The following is a 15772-nucleotide window of genomic DNA, read 5'->3' as shown; positions in this document are numbered from 1 at the left end:
TCAATCCGAGCATCGCCAACAGAATCACATCCCAACGCCAAACAACCAATCAAAAGCGAGTCATCCACCTCAAAAGATGTGTGCATCCCCTAGACAAAGTGGGGGAGAGGAACCCAAGAATGGCGAGGGCTCAGCTTTCAATCCACACCTTCTCAAAGTGCTGCTCCAGCGCCTGGTGCTGTTCGCAGCCTTCGACGCCCTTGCGATACGTCCGGTAGACCGAACGCCAGTAGGGTTGGATGATGATGCCGGAGTCACGCAAATTCTGCTCGATCTTGGCCATGATCTCCTTGCGCGCCTTGGCGTCCGGCGTCGCCAGCGCCTTGTCGAGCAGCTCGTCGAACTCCTTGTTGGCGTAGGCGCTCTCGTTCCAGGCGGCGCCCGATTTATACGCCAGCGCCAGCACCTGGACACCGAGCGGGCGGCCGAGCCATTCGGTGCAGGAGAAGGGGTATTTGCTCCAGTCGTTCCAGAAGGTGGCGGCCGGCAGCACGGTGCGCTTGATCTTCAGGCCGGCCTCGCGCATCTGCGCGCCGATGGCGTCGCCGGTGCTCTTTTGCCATTCGACATCGACGGAGATGAGCTCGAACTCGTGGTCGGCCTTGCCGGCCTCAGTGAGCAGTTTCTTCGACTGGTCGACGTCGCGCTTGGCCGGGCCGATATCGGCATATTCGGGGTGCATGGGGCCGACATGGTGGTTGTCGGCGGGCTTGCCGCGACCGCCGAGGCCGAGCGCCAGCACGGCGGAATTGTCGACGGCGAGCTGGGCGGCACGGCGCACCTTGATGTCGTCATAGGGCGCGTTGCCGACATTGAAGCGGGCGACGATGGTCGAGCCGGTGGCGATCTCGGAATTCATCAGCCCCATCTGCTCGGTCTGCGAGACGGCATCGGAGGCGGTTTCGTGGTCGGTGTCGATCTCGCCGGATTCGAAGGCCGACAGCATGGCGTTGGGGTCGGAGCCGTAGTCGACCCATTTGATGCCGTCGAGGTGGAACTCGCCCTTCCACCAGGGCTTATCCCTGCGCTTCACCTCGGCGCCGGTCTCGGCATCCGAGCTGACCAGTTCGCAGGGGCCGGTGGTGATGGCCAGCGCCTTCATCGGATCGGCGTCCCCCTCATAGGAGCGGTGCATGATCAGCGCCGGATAATCGGCCATGCCGGCGATCAGCGAAATGTCGGGTTTTGGCAAATTGAGCTTGATGGTGAAGTCGTCGACCTTGGCGATGCCGCCGTCGACCAGCTTCTTGGTGTCGGCATTGACCAGCGCGCCCATACGCGCGGCGACCGAATTGCCCGCCACCGAGGCATCGCACCAGCGGGTGAGGTTGTGGATGACATCGTCGGCGTTGAAGGCGTCGCCGTTGGACCAGGAAATGCCCTTGCGCACATGCAGCGTCAGCGTCCTGGCGTCGTCGCTCGCCTCCCAGCTTTCGAGCAGCCAGGGCTCGAAGGAGAAGTCGGTGTTCCAGCGCACCAGATATTCGTTGCAGTGGCGGGCGACGTTGGACATCTCGACGCCGTCGAAGGTGCGCGGGTCCTTGAAGCCCTTGACGTTCATGGCGACGCGCAGCACGCCGCCTTTCTTGGGTTCCGCCGCGCGGGCAGGGGTGGGGGCCAGCCCGCCCAGCGCCAGGGCGCCGGCGGCGCTGACACCGAGGCCGGCCATCAAGGCCAGATATTCGCGACGGTTGATGCCGCCGGTCCTGAAATCGTCGGCGACGGGTTTGGCTTGCGGGTGCAATTTGCGGTCGGTCAGCATGAATTTCATCGTCGTTCCCCTGTTGTTGGGCGCCCCGGCCGATCGAGAGACGCGGGGAGGATCCGATCGCCAGGACGCCTTTTGCCTGAGGGAATGATAAAGCGGGGTGACGCTGGGGAGTGTTCGGTTTTCCGCAGTGATTGTGCGGCGCTCCGCAGGGGGGAGTCGGCAGTGCGCTTGTGCTTTGCAGCCGCGCTGGGAGAGATGCGCCAACGGCGCGGCGCCAATCTCCCTCCTTGAGGGGGAGATGGCCGGCAGGCCAGAGGGGGTCGGCACGACGGGACGCGACCTCGTACTTTCAAAAAGATGATGCTAGCGCTCTACGCGAGACGACCCCCTCTGTCGCCTTCGGCGACATCTCCCCCTCAAGGGGGGAGATCACCCCGGCCCAACGCCCCAACCGCCGCAACAATCCGCGCAAACGCTTCCGCCGCTGCCGGCACAGTGTTGCGGGCGCGCAGGAAGCTGTGCACCAGCTTCGGCTCCTCGCGCCACCACGCCTTGCCGCCGGCGGCAACAATGCGGTCGCGATAGGCCTCGCCATCCGACGACAGCGGGTCGCATTCGGCCGTCACGATCACCGTTGGCGGCAGGCCGGAGAAGTCGGTGTCGCGCAGAGGCGAGAAGGTCGGATCGTCCAGTGACTGCCGCTTGGCCGAGCGGACATCGCGGTAGAAGGCGATGTCGGCCACCGACAGCAGCGGTGCGGCGGCGTGCTCGATGTAGGAGCCGGTGCTTTCGTCACCGCCGAGGCCGGGATAGATCAGCACCTGGCCGATGGCCGCACTGGCGTGCCGGCGCGTCGCCTGCGCCACTCCAGCTGCGAGGTTGCCGCCCGCGCTTTCGCCGCACAGCACCAGCGGCAGGCCTGATGTCGCCGCCGCCCATTCGAAGGCGGTGACGGCATCGTCGAAGGCGGCGGGGTGCACGTGCTCCGGCGCCAGCCGGTAGTCGACCGACAGCACGTCGAAACCGGTGCCGGCGCAGAGCTCGGCGCAGATGTCGTTATGGCTTTCGAGCCCGCCAAGGATGAAGCCGCCGCCATGATAATAGACCACCATCGCCTTCCCGGGCGTGCCGGCGAGCCGGTAGCGGCGGACCGGAATGTCGCGGCCGGCGGTGGCGATCAGGCTGTCGCTGGCCGTGACGCCGGGCGGGCGGCCCTGATGGAAGGCGCGGCTCATCCGGTCATAGACTTCGCGCTGCCTGTCGATCGGCAGGCCGATGATTTCGGGCGGATACCAGGCGTTGACCGCGTCGATATAGGCCCAGAGTTCGGGGGCGAGCCGGGTTTCGTAGGGGCCCCGAGTCATGCTTTCGACAGTCATAGATCGGCGTAAAGTTGAGCCGCATTGTCGAAGGTGAAACGCAGCGGCACTGAGCCTTCGACCTGCCAGGCGGTGACGGTCTCGCCCGCCAGCAGCCGGCAAGCGCCCTCGGTATCGGTGACGGCGCCGCCATAGAGCCGGTTGGCGAGGTTGAGAATGCCGGTCTGGTGCATGGCGGCACTGCCGCTGCCGCAGGCATCCTTGACCAGCAGCACGCGAAAGCCTTTCGCCACCGCGTCCTTCACCGAAGCGTCGATACAGGCCTCGGTCCAGACGCCTGATATGACCAACCATTCGATGCCGGCGGATTTGATGTCGCGCGCCGCGGGCCCCGAGCGGAAGGCACTGGCCTCGGCCTTGATCAGCAGCGCCTCGCCATTAGCCGGCGCCACCTCATGGCAGATCTCGGTCAGCGGATCGCTTTTGTCCGAGAAGGCCGACTTGCCGTCCTCGCCGACCGGATGAAACGGCCGGTCCTGGCTGTCGAGGTCGACGATGTAGGCCCAGTGGTAGAGCAACACATGGTTTTGCCGCGCCGCCGCCTGCAGGCGCTGGACGTTGGCGAGGACCGTTGCGTAGCCATCGACGAGATAGCGCTTGTCCTGCCGGTGCTCTTCCTGCAGGTCGATGAAGATTGCGGCCACCGTGCCGCGCTTGATGGCGATGGGGGTTTTCATGCGGCGCCTGCCTGATGCATGGGCGAGGCAATCAAAGACCCTTTCGTATGCCGGCGGGACAGCGCCCCCCTCTGCCCTGCCGGGCATCTCCCCCTCAAGGGGGGAGATCGGCCGTCGCGAATGCCTTCGCCAATCACCAAAGCTGCAGGAAAAAGCGCCGTAGGCGACGCTGCCAATCTCCCCCCTTGAGGGGGAGATGTCCGGCAGGACAGAGGGGGGCGCCAGGTAACGAGGCGCTCATCGGTTGCCCGTATCAAACCTGCGTCTCCAGAAACTCGTCCTCATACGGGAAGCGCGACAGAAGCTCTGTGCCGGTGTCGGTGATCAGGATCTCGTCCTCCAGCTTGACGCCCTCGCGGCCGCCCTTTTCGCCGATATAGCTTTCGACGCTCACCACCATGCCTGGCACGATATGGCCGTCGCGGCCATAGGTTTCGTAGTCCATGGCATGCGCGATGAACGGTGTTTCGCCATGCATGCCGACGCCGTGCATGACCGAGGTGTAGCGCTGGTCGACGAAACGGTCCGGGATCTTCCAGGCCTTTTCGGCGATCTCGCGGAACGCCATGCCGGGTTTGACGATCGAAATGTTGTGCTGAACCTGGTCATGCGCCATGCGGTAGAGCGATTTCTGGTACGGCGTCGGCTTGCCCGGCCCGCAGCGGAAGGTGCGGGAGAAGTCGGAATAATAGCCGTAGCAGCCGATCGTGTCGGTATCGAGCGCCAGCAGTTCGCCGGGCCGGATCTTGCGGCCGCTGGCCTCGTTGAACCACGGATTGGTGCGCTGGCCGGAGGTCAGCAGCCGGGTCTCGATGAACTCGCCACCCTGGCGGATGACCTCGCCATACATGATGGCGAACAAATCGTTTTCGGAGACGCCGGGCTTGATTGCCTCGCGCACCGCATAGACCGCGGCCTCGGCGCCGGCCATCGACACCTGCAGGCATTTGACTTCCTCCGGCGTCTTGACGGCGCGCACCGCCAGGATTTCGCCCTGGCAATCGCGGACCTCGCAGCCGCGCTTTTCCAGGGCCAGCGCCTGCAGATGGCTGCAGCGGTCGAGGCCGAGCTTCATCGAGCCGCCGCCATGCTTTTTCAAAAGCTCGGCGATCTCGTCGGCGAAGGGGCCGGCGGTCTCGTCGTCGCGACCGGAGACCGACGACCAGACCAGCTTGGAAGGCCGCGCCTCGTCGATCGTGTCGAGCACCATCGAGACATGGTAGCTCTGCGGATACTCGAACAGCACGATCGGCCCTTCGGTCGGGATAAAGAAGTAGCGGGTCGAGTTGCGCAGGAAATAGCCGAACATGTTGCGCGAGCCGGTGGCGTAGCGCTGGTTGTAGGGATCGAACAGCACCACGCCGCCATAGCCGGCCTCGCGCATCCAGCCGCGCAGCTTGGCCAACCGGCCTTTTCGCAAAGCGTCGGCGTCGATGAAGGACGGTTCGGTGTCCGACAGCCACATGCCACCGGCCGGATCGGCCGCCGCGGGGTGGCGCATGCGGTCCTTGAAGTCCACATCCTCGGTGCTGTCGGGGTCGAATACGACGATGCTCATGGGTACGGCCTTGGCTGGGTTGCGAGGGATGAGCATGGCGCAAGCGGGGCGGATGGATTGTGCGGAAAACCGCAGATGTTGTGCGGGATGCCGCTGGCAAGTGAGTAGCGCCGCGATCCTTGGCGCCCCCCTCTGCCCTGCCGGGCATCTCCCCCTCAAGGGGGGAGATTGGCAGTTTCGATGCCGCCGTTCTTCTTTGCAACATCTGAGATTAGCGAAAGCAGAGATGCAGTCCGATCTCCCCCCTTGAGGGGGAGATGTCCGGCAGGACAGAGGGGGGCGCTGGCCCGCCAACGTTTCACCCGTCAGCGAGCGCACCCCTAATGCCGTCTCGCCAGCTTCGGCGGATGCCCGTGCTCCTCGCGAAAAGCCCGGGCAAAGCTCGACATCGAGGCGAAGCCGCAGGCCAGCGCCACGTCGCGTACGGCGAGCGTCGAATGCGCCAGGAGGTCGGCGGCGCGCTTCAGCCGCAGGCGCCGGTAGTAGCCATTGGGCGAGATGGCGAGTTCGGAGCGGAAGGAGCGTTCGAGCTTGTCGGAGGAGACGCCGAGCTTCGCGGTCAGCTCGGCCATGCCGAGCCGCTCCTCGACCGCGTCCTCCATGATGGCGATGGCCGACAGCACCAGTTCGTTGCGGACGCCGGTGCGCAGCCGCAGCGGCATCATCTTGCGGTCGATGCTGGAGCGCAGCTGGCTGTGCACGAACCATTCGGCGACGCCGGCGGCAAGTTCGGCGCCATAGTCGCGGGTGATGATCTCCAGCATCATGTCGAGGCTGCCGACGCCGCCGGCCGAGGTGAAGCGCTTGCGGTCGATGACGTAGAGGTCACGCCGGAGCTCGATGTTGGGGAAGGCTTCGGTGAAGGCGGCCTGGCTGGTCCAGTGCAAGGTGCAGGCGTGGCCATCGAGCAGGCCGGCGCGGGCCAGGAAGAACGCCGCATCCGCCACCGCGCCGATATGGGCGCCGTTGCGCAGGCTTTTGCGGATCCAGCCTGCGGCGTCCTCGGCTACGAGATGATCGGCATCGCCGCCCGAGCAGACAACGATGCGGTCGACCTTCGGCGCGTCTTCGGCATAGAAGCCCGGCTGGATGACGACGCCGTTCGAGGCCTCGACCGGGCCCTGGGTGGCCCCGACGATGATCCAGCGGTAGCATTGCCGCTTGGCCAAGACATTGGCGGCGCGCAACGGCTCGATGACCGAACTGAACGCCATCATCGGAAAGCCGGGAAACACCAGCACCGCGAAGGTGAGGGGCGTTTCGGTGGGTTTTGCTGGTTCGCGCGTGGCCATGGGGCGCTACACTTCGGGCAGATGATGCTTGGGGTCAACGGCAATTGGCGAACGATGGGTGAGTTGCGGGTCGCTGTTGACCGCCGCTGCGGCGAAGAGGTCTGTGAGATGTCGGCGGGACAGAGGGGGGTGTGAAGGATCGCGACAGAACCAGGTTACCCGCCGCCGCGCCCTCCTCGCCGTGACATCAGCCTTCTAACCCCCCAGCGCCTGATCCAGATCGGCGATCAGATCATCGCCATCCTCGATGCCCGCCGACAGCCGCACCAGCGAATCCGAAATGCCGATCTCGTCGCGCTTCTCGGCCGGGATGGACCCATGCGTCATCAGCGCGGGATGTTCGATCAGGCTCTCCACCCCGCCTAGGCTTTCGGCGAGCGTAAACAGCTGCGTGCGCTCAAGGAACTTTTTGGTGCCGGCGAGGTCGCGATCCAGCACGGCTGATATCATGCCGCCGAAGGCGTGCATCTGCCTGATAGCAACATCGTGCTGCGGATGGCTGGCGAGGCCGGGATAGATGACGCGGCGCACATCGCTCCGGCCTTCCAGCCATTGCGCGATCTTGAGGCCGTTGGCGGAATGGCGCTCCATCCTGAGCGCCAATGTCTTCAGGCCGCGCAGCGCCAGAAAGCTGTCGAACGGGCCTGAGATGGCGCCGATGGCGTTCTGCAGGAATTTCAGCTGGGCGGCCAAATCCTTGTTGTCGCCGACGACGGCGACGCCGCCGACCATGTCGGAATGGCCGTTGAGGTATTTGGTCGTCGAATGCACCACGATGTCGATGCCGAGTTCGAGCGGCCGCTGAATATAGGGGCTGCAAAACGTGTTGTCGGCGACGGAAAGAACCCCCTTGCGTTTGGCGAGTGCGGCGACGCCTTCGAGGTCGACGATGCGCAGCAGCGGGTTGGTCGGCGTCTCGACCCAGAGCATTTTTGTTTCGGGGCGGATCGCGGCTTCCACGGCGGCGAGATCGGTGAAGTCGACGAACGAGACCTGCAGATTGGCCGAGCGCTTTCGGACCCGCTTCATCAGCCGGAAGGAACCGCCATAGATGTCGTCGGTGGCGACGATATGCGCGCCGGAATCGAGCAGCTCCAGCACGGTGGCGATCGCCGCCAGGCCGGAAGCAAAGGCGAAGGCGGCCGAGCCGCTTTCGAGATCGGCCACCGCGCGCTCGAAGGCAAAGCGTGTCGGGTTCTGGCTGCGGGCATATTCGAAACCCTTGTGCACGCCGGGCGACTGCTGGCCATAGGTCGAGGTGGCGTAGATCGGCACCATCACAGCACCTGTCAGCGGGTCATGGCTTTGGCCGCCATGGATGGTGCGCGTCGAGAAGGCCAGGCGGTTCTTACCGGGTGAAGTCATCGTGCGCGCCTCAGATGGTTGATCAGGTCGATGCGGGTTATCAGGCCGACGAACTCGTCGCCGTCGAAGATGATGGCGACCTCGTTGCGATCGAACACAGGCAGCAGCGCGTCCAGCGTCTGGCTGGCCTGCAACGTGTGCAGATTGGAGGTCATCGCCGTGCGCACCGGCCCGTTGAAACGCTCCCAGCGGCCGTCATAGGGGCCGTCGACCTTGGCCAGGATGTCGCTCTCGTCGACGATGCCGACCAGCTTGCCATTGTCGAGCACCGGCAGCTGCGAAACATCGGAGCGGCGCATGCGGCCATAGGCGTTGAGCAGGCTTTCGTCCGGGCCGACATAGACGGTGTCGCCGGTGCGGTGCGAGCGCATCACCAGGTCGCGCAGATCGCCATGCTGCTCATGCTCGGCCAGGCCCTGCTCGGCCAGCCAGAAATCGTCGAACACTTTCGACAAATATTTGTTGCCGCTGTCGCAGACGAAGGTGACGACGCGCTTCGGCGTCGTCTGCTCGCGGCAATAGCGCAAGGCGGCCGACAGCAACGTGCCCGAGGATGAGCCGGCGAGGATGCCCTCCTTGGACAAGAGGTCGCGCACCGCCAGCATGCTCTGCTTGTCGGGAATGGAGTACGCCTTTTTGACCAGCGACAAATCGGCATTGGGCGGCACGAAATCCTCGCCGATGCCTTCCACGGTCCAGCTGCCGGCCTCTTCCATCTTGCCGGTCTTGATCAACGGTGCCAGCACCGAGCCGACCGGATCGGCCAGCACCATTTCTGTCTTGGGCGAAACCTTCGCAAAGTAGCGGCCAAGCCCGGTCAGCGTGCCGCCCGAGCCAACGCCGACCACCACCGCGTCGACGTCGCCATCGAGCTGCGAAAAAATCTCCGGGCCGGTGGTGGTTTCATGCGCCAGCGGGTTGGCCGGGTTGGCGAACTGGTTGGCGTAGAAGGCGCCGGGCGTTTCAGCCGCGATCTTCTCGGCCATGTCCTGGTAATATTCGGCATGGCCCTTGCCGACATCGGAGCGCGTCATGCGCACCTCGGCGCCGAGCGCGCGCAGATGCTGGATCTTTTCGCGCGACATCTTGTCGGGCACTACCAGCACGATACGGTAGCCCTTTGGGATGCCGACCTGGGCGAGGCCGAGGCCGGTATTGCCGGCCGTCGCCTCGACGATGGTGCCACCGCGCCGGAGCTTGCCCTCCCGCTCCGCCGCGGCGATCATCGACAGCGCGATGCGGTCCTTGATCGAGCCGCCGGGGTTCTGGCTTTCGAGCTTGATGAACAGCCGGCACTTGCCGGTGTCGAACTTGGTCAGCTCGACCACCGGCGTCTGGCCGATCAGGTCGAGAACCGACTTGTAGGGCGGACGCAGGCGCGACAACGCGTCGGCCGCGGCGATCTCGTGCTCGCTCATATCGATGCTCCATGACCAAGCGACCGCCTCGTGACAGAGCGGCAGCGTATCCTCTTTTCCAGCCCTTTGCTGTCGGAAAGAAGATAGATCGTGCCAATCAACCGGCCAGATGCGGAATGAAATTCCGGGTTGTGGCATGGTTAGTGGGGCACGCCCCCTCTGGCCTGCCGGCCATCTCCCCCTCAAGTGGGGAGATTGGCTGTCACCACGGCTTTCGCCAACTCTCCAGCGTCGTGAAGGGTGGTGCTGTCAGCGAACCTGCCAATCTCCCCACCCGTGGGGGAGATGGCCGGCAGGCCAGAGGGGGGCGCCGTAAAGCGCCGGCCCCAACAGAACTCACCCCAAAAGCCGCTTGCTCAGCCTCGCACACTGCACGCGAATATCCGGTATAGCGTCGATCTCGAAGAAGGTGCCGCGCGTCAGCGGGCCGACGGCGAGGATCTTGGCCGAAACCGTGCCGTCGCCGGCGATGATCTCGCAATTGGCCGACACGTCGAGGCCGATGCGCAGCGGATCCGGCCGCGCCAGGCCGCGATCGACCAGCGAGCGCACGACGCTGTTCGACGAGGTGGAAATGTCCCTGACGATACCAGAACAATCATAGATGCGCGCGACCTCGAATGTCTCGAGGCGCTGGGTGTGGCGCGACTGGACCTGGACGGTGAATTCGCCGCCCTTGGCGATGTCGACGACGCGGCCGGCGACCAGGCGGATGCGTCCGGATTGCACGGCTTCGGTCACCCTCGCATAGACCTCCGGCGCCATGCGATGGCGGTGGATGTCCCACCAGGCCTTGGTGTGCTCGACAAAGCGGCGCTTGGCGGAAGCCGGCCAGTTCTGCCAGATCTTCTGGTTGAACGGCCGCAGGCCGTCGACGACGTCGCGCCAGTCGATGCCGGCCTTCTGGTTTTCCTTGATCAGGTCGCGGAACCAGCCGACGAAATAGGACAGCTGGGTGCCGAGCGGAATGTCGGCGACGTCGAGCTTGATCGGATTGCCCTTGCGATGCGGCGAGGGCAGCAGGCCGCGCCGCGACACCGCGATGATGTCGCCGCGATGGCCGCGCTGTTCCAGCGCCAGGAACGCATCGACCATGCTGAGACCGGTACCTAGCACCATGACCCTGCTGTCCGAAGGGAGCGCTATGTCGGCTTCCGAACCCATCCTGATGGCATGGCCTTGCGCCGGCTCCTCGTCATGACCGGTCGCCAGCACGGCCAGATGCGCCACGACGCTGGTGCCGTTGGCCAGCGCCACCTCGACGCCGGACGCGGTCGGCGTGATCGAAAGGCTTTCCTCGTGGATCAGCCGCAGCCGGCCGCTCTGCTTCTCGCGCGCCTCCATCTCGTCGAGCAACTCGCCGAGATAGCGGGCATAGATGCTGCGCGGCGCGTAGACCGGCGCCTGGTCCTGACTTGCCAGGCCGCGCTCCAGCAGCCAGCGCCAGAAATTGCCGGGGTCGTCGGCATAGGCGCTCATGCCGGCGGCACTGACATTGAGCACATGCGCCGACAGCAGCGTCGAATAGGCGATGCCCTGGCCGAAATGCGGACGCTTTTCGATCAGCGTGACGCGCAGATCGGGATTGGGCGATTTCAAGAGATGCGCGGCCAGCACGACGCCGCTGGCGCCGCCACCGACGATGATGATCGAGTTCGCGCGGCCGGTCATACCTGCACCAACCGTGCCCGAAGCGTCGGCGTCAGGCCTGGACCTTCACGGCGACCGCAAGGTCGATGTCGCTCGCGACCGGAAGGTCGTCGAGGGCGATATCGCGCATCTCGGCGAGGCTGCGCTGATCGAGCACCTCGGCGATCGCCTGCCGGACCTCGAGCATCAGATGTCGGACTTGGCATGTCGCCTCGTTGCAATCTTCACAGCGCTGGTACTGGGTGCGGCTGGCGCAAGGAATTGGCGCGAGCGGCCCGTCGAGGACGCGCACGACATGGCCGACCTTGATTTCATCCGCCGCCCGGGCGAGGCGATAGCCGCCATCCTTGCCCTTGCGGCTCTGGACGAAGCCGGCATTGCGCAGCTCGCCCAGAATGGCGTCGAGAAATTTCTTCGGGATGTTGTTGCCGGTGGCAATGTCGTTGACGAAGGCGAGCTGTCCGGCCGGCAATCGCGCGAGGTGGACAAGCGCCTTGAGGCCGTACTTACCCTTTTTCGTGAGCATGAAATCAAAATTTCTCTGTCATGCGACGGCATGGAACCATCGGTTGCGCAATGCCTGGCGTGCGTCGCCGCCGCGTCCAGACTGCCATGACACATAAATTCTAGTGACATGATGTACAAGCCGAGCAATGTTGATTTTGCTTCGTTTTCAAGCCGCCGTAGCCATTTTAGCCCGACCTTGTGCCCTATAGAGCACAAAAATGCGCTTTGACGGCAGCCGGATGGCAAATGATCCCTGGGGGACAGCTGCGGCTGGCATCGACTGACGCAACGGCGAAAGCCGATCCATGCCGCGAGCGATCATGATGATGTGGTGGCCGCTCATCGCCGACTCCAACTCTCTCATGTCGATAAGAATACTATACTTACGCTTGAGCACGCGGAACGCGTTTTCGAATCCATGGCTGTTTGGGGTATGGATTTGCCTAGAGTGGCCTGGAGGGGGAATTCTTGTTCGCGTGTCGGGGAGGTGCCGACAGTTGTCGAGACGAACCCAACTTCGTCATCCACGGGCGGAGCAAGGAGCGCAGCGACGCAGCGCAGACCCGAGGATCCATGCCGTGATATTGGCCGAAGAATGCAACGGTGGAGAACAAAGGCCGTTTCGCGCGGCCTCTCTCCTTCGGGGCGAAAGATCCTGCACCGCGGCAACGCGCCACCGTCGCGGCATGGATCCCGGGGTCTGCGCTGCGTCGCTACGCTCCTTGCTCCGCCCAGGGATGACGAAGTCATGGGGGCACCGCTGAGCCCATTGCGAACGACTGTCGCCGGGAGCGGTGACGGCGCGCCGCAGCCACCACATCCGCTTCGACACCGCGTCACCGACAGCTTTTTTCTAACAAGCCCGCCTTCCTTGGAAGGATTTAACTCTACAAGAACGATAGAATTAGCTGACTATCATGGGGCATTCCGATTTTCTCTTTTCAGGAGCCTTTCATGTCCACGATTTCGCGACGCATCATTCTGCTCTCGTCGGCGGCACTGGCCGGTGCGGCCTTCCTTGGCCCGGCCGTTGCCGACGACCTCAAGATCACCATCGGCTACCAGACGGTGGTCGAGCCCTCGAAAGTGCCGCAGGCCGACGGCGCCTATGAAAAGGCGACCAAGGCCACCATCGACTGGCGCAAATTCGATTCCGGCGCCGACGTCATCGCCGCGGTCGCGTCCGGCTCGGTCGATATCGGCTATGTCGGCTCGAGCCCGCTGGCGGCGGCGGCCAGCCGCGAGCTGCCGATCCAGACCATCTTCGTCGTCGGCCTGATCGGGCAATCCGAGGCGCTGGTGGCGCGCAACGGCGCCGGCATCGAGAAGGTCGCCGACCTCGCCGGCAAGAAAGTCGCCGTGCCGTTCGTCTCGACGACGCATTACAGCCTGCTCGCGGCGCTGAAGCACGAGGGCGTCGATCCGAAATCGGTCGAGATCCTCAACCTGCGGCCACCGGAAATCGCGGCCGCCTTTTCGCGCGGCGATATCGACGCGGCCTATGTCTGGGACCCGGCACTCGGCCAGATCAAGACGACCGGCAAGGTGGTGCTGGATTCCTCGCAGGTCGCCGCCTGGGGCGCGCCGACCTTCGATGCCTGGATCGTGCGCACTGACTTCGCCGAAAAGAACCCGGAAGCGGTGCGCGACTTCGTCAAGGTGACGGGTGCGGCCTATGCCGAGTTCCTGGCCAAGCCCGACGCCTGGTCGGTGTCCTCGCCACAGGCGGCAGCGATCGCCAAGATCACCGGCGCCAAGCTGGAAGAGGTGCCGCAGCTGCTCAAGGGCTATGTCTTCCCGACGCTGGAGGAGCAGGCTTCGGACAAATTCCTCGGCGGCGGCACGGTCAAGGCGATCGAAGCGGCATCGGCCTTCCTCAAGGAGCAAGGCAAGATCGACGCCGTGCTGCCGGACTATTCGAAATACGTGTCGTCGAAATACGTCACCGAGGCGCTGGCCTCGAACTGAGCGCCTGACCCACACGGAACGCGCGCGGATCTTCTTCCCTGACGCCGCGTGCTGCCTGCCCCGGAAACCGCTGACGAGGAGCGGCTCCGGGGCAGTCGGATTATCCATCTGTTTGAGCATGATCTCTGGAAACGAAAACCGTTTGTCCGAGAAAACCGGTCGCCACTTTTCGGGATCATGCTCCAGAACTGCGAGGCACCCATGCCGCATCTCGTGCTCGACCCCCATCTCGTGCTGGACAAGGTCTCGATCCACTATGACGGCCAGACCGCACCCGCCGTTGAGCGTGTGTCTATCGATGTCGCCAAGGGCGACTTCGTCGTGCTGGTCGGCCGCTCCGGCTGCGGCAAGACCTCGCTGCTCAATGTCGCGGCCGGCTTGATCGTGCCGGCACGTGGGCGTGCCTCCATCAACGGCAGGCCGATCACCGCGCCAGGCTCGGACCGGGCGGTGGTGTTCCAGAACGATGCGCTGTTTCCGTGGCTGACCGCGCGCGAGAACGTTGCCTTTGCTCTCAGGCTGCGTGGCATCAGGCCAGCCGAGCGGGCGCGCCGCGCCGATGAACTTTTGGCGTTGGTGAAACTCGGCGATGCCGGCGACAAGCGCATCTGGGAGCTTTCCGGCGGCATGCGCCAGCGCGTCGGCCTGGCGCGCGCCCTGGCCGCCGAACCTGAATTCCTGTTGCTCGACGAACCGCTCGGCGCCCTCGACGCGCTGACGCGCGAACGCATGCAGACGACGCTGCTCGATTTGTGGACGGCTAGCGATGTCGGCGTGCTGATGGTGACGCACGGCATCGAGGAGGCGCTGGTGCTGGCCACCCGCATTGTCGTGCTGGCGCCCGGACCGGGCCGCGTGGTGCGGAGCTTCGAGCCTGGTTTCTCCAGGCGCTACGCGGCCGGCGAGGCTATTCGCACCATCAAGGCCGATCCGATTTTTTCCGAAGCCCGCGCGGACTTGACCGACGCTATCTTCGAAGGAGAAGCGGCATGACCGTTACTTCCTACACGGAGCGGCCGGGACACAAGATCGACAAGGCTGATGGCCTTTCGGTGCCGTGGTCGCAGCCAAGCCCAAAGCGCAAAGGCATTTCGGCGCGCGCGGTCAGCGCGGTCACCATTCTGGTGGTGCTGGCGCTGTGGGCGCTGTCGGCCCGCCTGCAACTGGTGTCGCATGTGTTCCTGCCCTCGCCCGTCGCCGTATGGACCAAGTTCATCGTCGTCGCCCGTGACGGCTTCGTCGATGCAACGCTGCTCCAGCATGCGGTCGCCAGCCTGGGTCGGGTCTTTGCCGCGCTGGTCGCGGCCATCGTTGTCGGTGTGCCGGTGGGTCTCGCTATCGGCATCAGCACCATCGGGCGCGGCATTTTCGATCCGCTGCTGGAATTCCTGCGGCCGATCCCACCGCTTGCCTATCTGCCGCTGGTCATCATCTGGTTCGGCATTGGCGAGCCGTCGAAGATCCTGGTCATCGCCATCGCCATGCTGGCGCCGGTGGCACTGTCGACCGCCTCGGGCGTTCGCGGCGTGTCGCAGGAGCGCGTCAACGCGGCGCGCTCGCTCGGCGCGACCCGGGCCCAAGTGGTCCGCCACGTCATCCTGCCCAGCGCGCTGCCGTCGATCCTGACCGGCTTGCGCATCGCGCTCGGCGCCGGCTGGTCGACGCTGGTCGCCGCCGAACTGGTGGCGGCGACGCGCGGGCTCGGCTTCATGATTCAGTCGGCCGCCCAGTTCCTGGTCACCGACGTCGTGGTGATGGGCATATTGGTGATCGCGGCCATCGCCTTCGTGCTCGAATTCACCATCCGCAGGATCGAGCGCGTGCTCGTCCCGTGGGCCGGACGGGAGTGATTGGAACCAGAAGAGCAGGAGAGAATGACGATGACCCATTCCACCGCCGTGCTGTTCGCCCAGTTCGGCAACTGGCTTCTCGCCCGAACCAGGGAAAGCCAGCCGCTTGAACAGCAACCGAAATCGCCGGTGCCGGTGCGCTGGGATGCCGAGCGCGACCGGCTGCCGCCGCGCGACGAGAGTTTTTACTGGGCGTGGCAGTATTGGTCGTAGTGAAGGAGTGGCCGGAGCATCAACGCAGCGATGGAGACGAGCGGCGATCCGTCGCGCCCCCCTCTGTCCTGCCGGACATCTCCCCCACGAGGAGATCTTTGCACAGAAGCCGATCAGTGATTCTGTTGTGAGGTTGGAGCAGGGAGATTCGCGATGGTGGATCGTGTTCTGGGTCAGTTGAGTC

Annotated in this window: 13 protein-coding genes; 4 read left to right on the top strand and 9 right to left on the bottom strand. The window is 64.7% G+C overall.

The genetic code is table 11. The annotated features are described in order from the left end of the window. Positions 1-130: 130 nt before the first annotated feature. The 9 genes from NKI38_RS32135 to NKI38_RS32095 all read right to left on the bottom strand — a co-directional run bounded on the left by NKI38_RS32135 (position 131) and on the right by NKI38_RS32095 (position 11576). Entirely contained in the window at positions 131-1771 is a 1641-nt protein-coding gene (locus NKI38_RS32135) for an ABC transporter substrate-binding protein (RefSeq protein WP_352664718.1), read from the bottom strand. 356 nt (positions 1772-2127) lie between these two features. Beyond that, positions 2128-3075, bottom strand: coding sequence for an alpha/beta hydrolase (locus NKI38_RS32130; protein ID WP_352664716.1), 948 nt, complete (start codon positions 3073-3075; stop codon positions 2128-2130). Between the two features lie 11 nt (positions 3076-3086). Then, a complete protein-coding gene (locus NKI38_RS32125) occupies positions 3087-3767 on the bottom strand; it encodes an isochorismatase family protein (RefSeq protein ID WP_352664714.1) in 681 nt (226 codons plus the stop codon). A 253-nt stretch (positions 3768-4020) separates the two neighbouring features. Continuing rightward, a complete protein-coding gene (locus NKI38_RS32120) occupies positions 4021-5325 on the bottom strand; it encodes a M24 family metallopeptidase (RefSeq protein ID WP_352664712.1) in 1305 nt (434 codons plus the stop codon). 320 nt (positions 5326-5645) lie between these two features. Continuing rightward, on the bottom strand, positions 5646-6617 hold the full coding sequence (locus NKI38_RS32115; protein WP_352664710.1) for a GlxA family transcriptional regulator: 972 nt from the start codon (positions 6615-6617) through the stop codon (positions 5646-5648). A gap of 195 nt (positions 6618-6812) precedes the next feature. Next, positions 6813-7982, bottom strand: a complete 1170-nt coding sequence (locus NKI38_RS32110) for a trans-sulfuration enzyme family protein (RefSeq protein WP_352664708.1) — start codon at positions 7980-7982, stop codon at positions 6813-6815. After that, positions 7979-9400 carry a pyridoxal-phosphate dependent enzyme gene (locus NKI38_RS32105; protein WP_352664706.1) on the bottom strand — a complete coding sequence of 474 codons (1422 nt, stop codon included), beginning with the start codon at positions 9398-9400 and terminating at the stop codon, positions 7979-7981. Before NKI38_RS32105 ends, NKI38_RS32110 begins: the two co-directional genes overlap by 4 nt. A gap of 336 nt (positions 9401-9736) precedes the next feature. Next, positions 9737-11071: an FAD/NAD(P)-binding protein gene (locus tag NKI38_RS32100; RefSeq protein WP_352664704.1), complete on the bottom strand. Its 1335-nt coding sequence runs from the start codon at positions 11069-11071 to the stop codon at positions 9737-9739. A 31-nt stretch (positions 11072-11102) separates the two neighbouring features. Continuing rightward, positions 11103-11576 carry an RrF2 family transcriptional regulator gene (locus NKI38_RS32095; RefSeq protein ID WP_352664702.1) on the bottom strand — a complete coding sequence of 158 codons (474 nt, stop codon included), beginning with the start codon at positions 11574-11576 and terminating at the stop codon, positions 11103-11105. A gap of 935 nt (positions 11577-12511) precedes the next feature. Between NKI38_RS32095 and tauA the strand changes: the two genes are divergently transcribed. From tauA to NKI38_RS32075, 4 genes are all read left to right on the top strand, one after another. Then, on the top strand, positions 12512-13525 hold the full coding sequence (tauA, locus tag NKI38_RS32090; protein WP_352664700.1) for a taurine ABC transporter substrate-binding protein: 1014 nt from the start codon (positions 12512-12514) through the stop codon (positions 13523-13525). Between the two features lie 201 nt (positions 13526-13726). Then, a complete protein-coding gene (locus tag NKI38_RS32085) occupies positions 13727-14518 on the top strand; it encodes a taurine ABC transporter ATP-binding protein (protein ID WP_352664698.1) in 792 nt (263 codons plus the stop codon). Next, positions 14515-15375, top strand: coding sequence for an ABC transporter permease subunit (locus tag NKI38_RS32080; RefSeq protein ID WP_352664696.1), 861 nt, complete (start codon positions 14515-14517; stop codon positions 15373-15375). The genes NKI38_RS32085 and NKI38_RS32080 overlap by 4 nt, the downstream gene beginning before the upstream one ends. 30 nt (positions 15376-15405) lie before the next feature. Continuing rightward, positions 15406-15588, top strand: a complete 183-nt coding sequence (locus NKI38_RS32075; protein ID WP_352664694.1) for a hypothetical protein — start codon at positions 15406-15408, stop codon at positions 15586-15588. Positions 15589-15772: the final 184 nt, after the last annotated feature.

The organism is Mesorhizobium sp. M0621 (genome assembly GCF_040320745.1).
GTDB lineage: Bacteria > Pseudomonadota > Alphaproteobacteria > Rhizobiales > Rhizobiaceae > Mesorhizobium.
The sequence above is the reverse complement of the archived record's forward strand: the minus strand, read 5'-3'. Positions and strand labels throughout refer to the sequence as shown.

Coding starts and splice junctions, on each gene's coding strand:
- NKI38_RS32135 (WP_352664718.1), bottom strand. CDS start 1,771: ATGAAATTCATGCTGACCGACCGCAAATTGCACCCGCAAGCCAAACCC.
- NKI38_RS32130 (WP_352664716.1), bottom strand. CDS start 3,075: ATGACTCGGGGCCCCTACGAAACCCGGCTCGCCCCCGAACTCTGGGCC.
- NKI38_RS32125 (WP_352664714.1), bottom strand. CDS start 3,767: ATGAAAACCCCCATCGCCATCAAGCGCGGCACGGTGGCCGCAATCTTC.
- NKI38_RS32120 (WP_352664712.1), bottom strand. CDS start 5,325: ATGAGCATCGTCGTATTCGACCCCGACAGCACCGAGGATGTGGACTTC.
- NKI38_RS32115 (WP_352664710.1), bottom strand. CDS start 6,617: ATGGCCACGCGCGAACCAGCAAAACCCACCGAAACGCCCCTCACCTTC.
- NKI38_RS32110 (WP_352664708.1), bottom strand. CDS start 7,982: ATGACTTCACCCGGTAAGAACCGCCTGGCCTTCTCGACGCGCACCATC.
- NKI38_RS32105 (WP_352664706.1), bottom strand. CDS start 9,400: ATGAGCGAGCACGAGATCGCCGCGGCCGACGCGTTGTCGCGCCTGCGT.
- NKI38_RS32100 (WP_352664704.1), bottom strand. CDS start 11,071: ATGACCGGCCGCGCGAACTCGATCATCATCGTCGGTGGCGGCGCCAGC.
- NKI38_RS32095 (WP_352664702.1), bottom strand. CDS start 11,576: ATGCTCACGAAAAAGGGTAAGTACGGCCTCAAGGCGCTTGTCCACCTC.
- tauA (WP_352664700.1), top strand. CDS start 12,512: ATGTCCACGATTTCGCGACGCATCATTCTGCTCTCGTCGGCGGCACTG.
- NKI38_RS32085 (WP_352664698.1), top strand. CDS start 13,727: ATGCCGCATCTCGTGCTCGACCCCCATCTCGTGCTGGACAAGGTCTCG.
- NKI38_RS32080 (WP_352664696.1), top strand. CDS start 14,515: ATGACCGTTACTTCCTACACGGAGCGGCCGGGACACAAGATCGACAAG.
- NKI38_RS32075 (WP_352664694.1), top strand. CDS start 15,406: ATGACCCATTCCACCGCCGTGCTGTTCGCCCAGTTCGGCAACTGGCTT.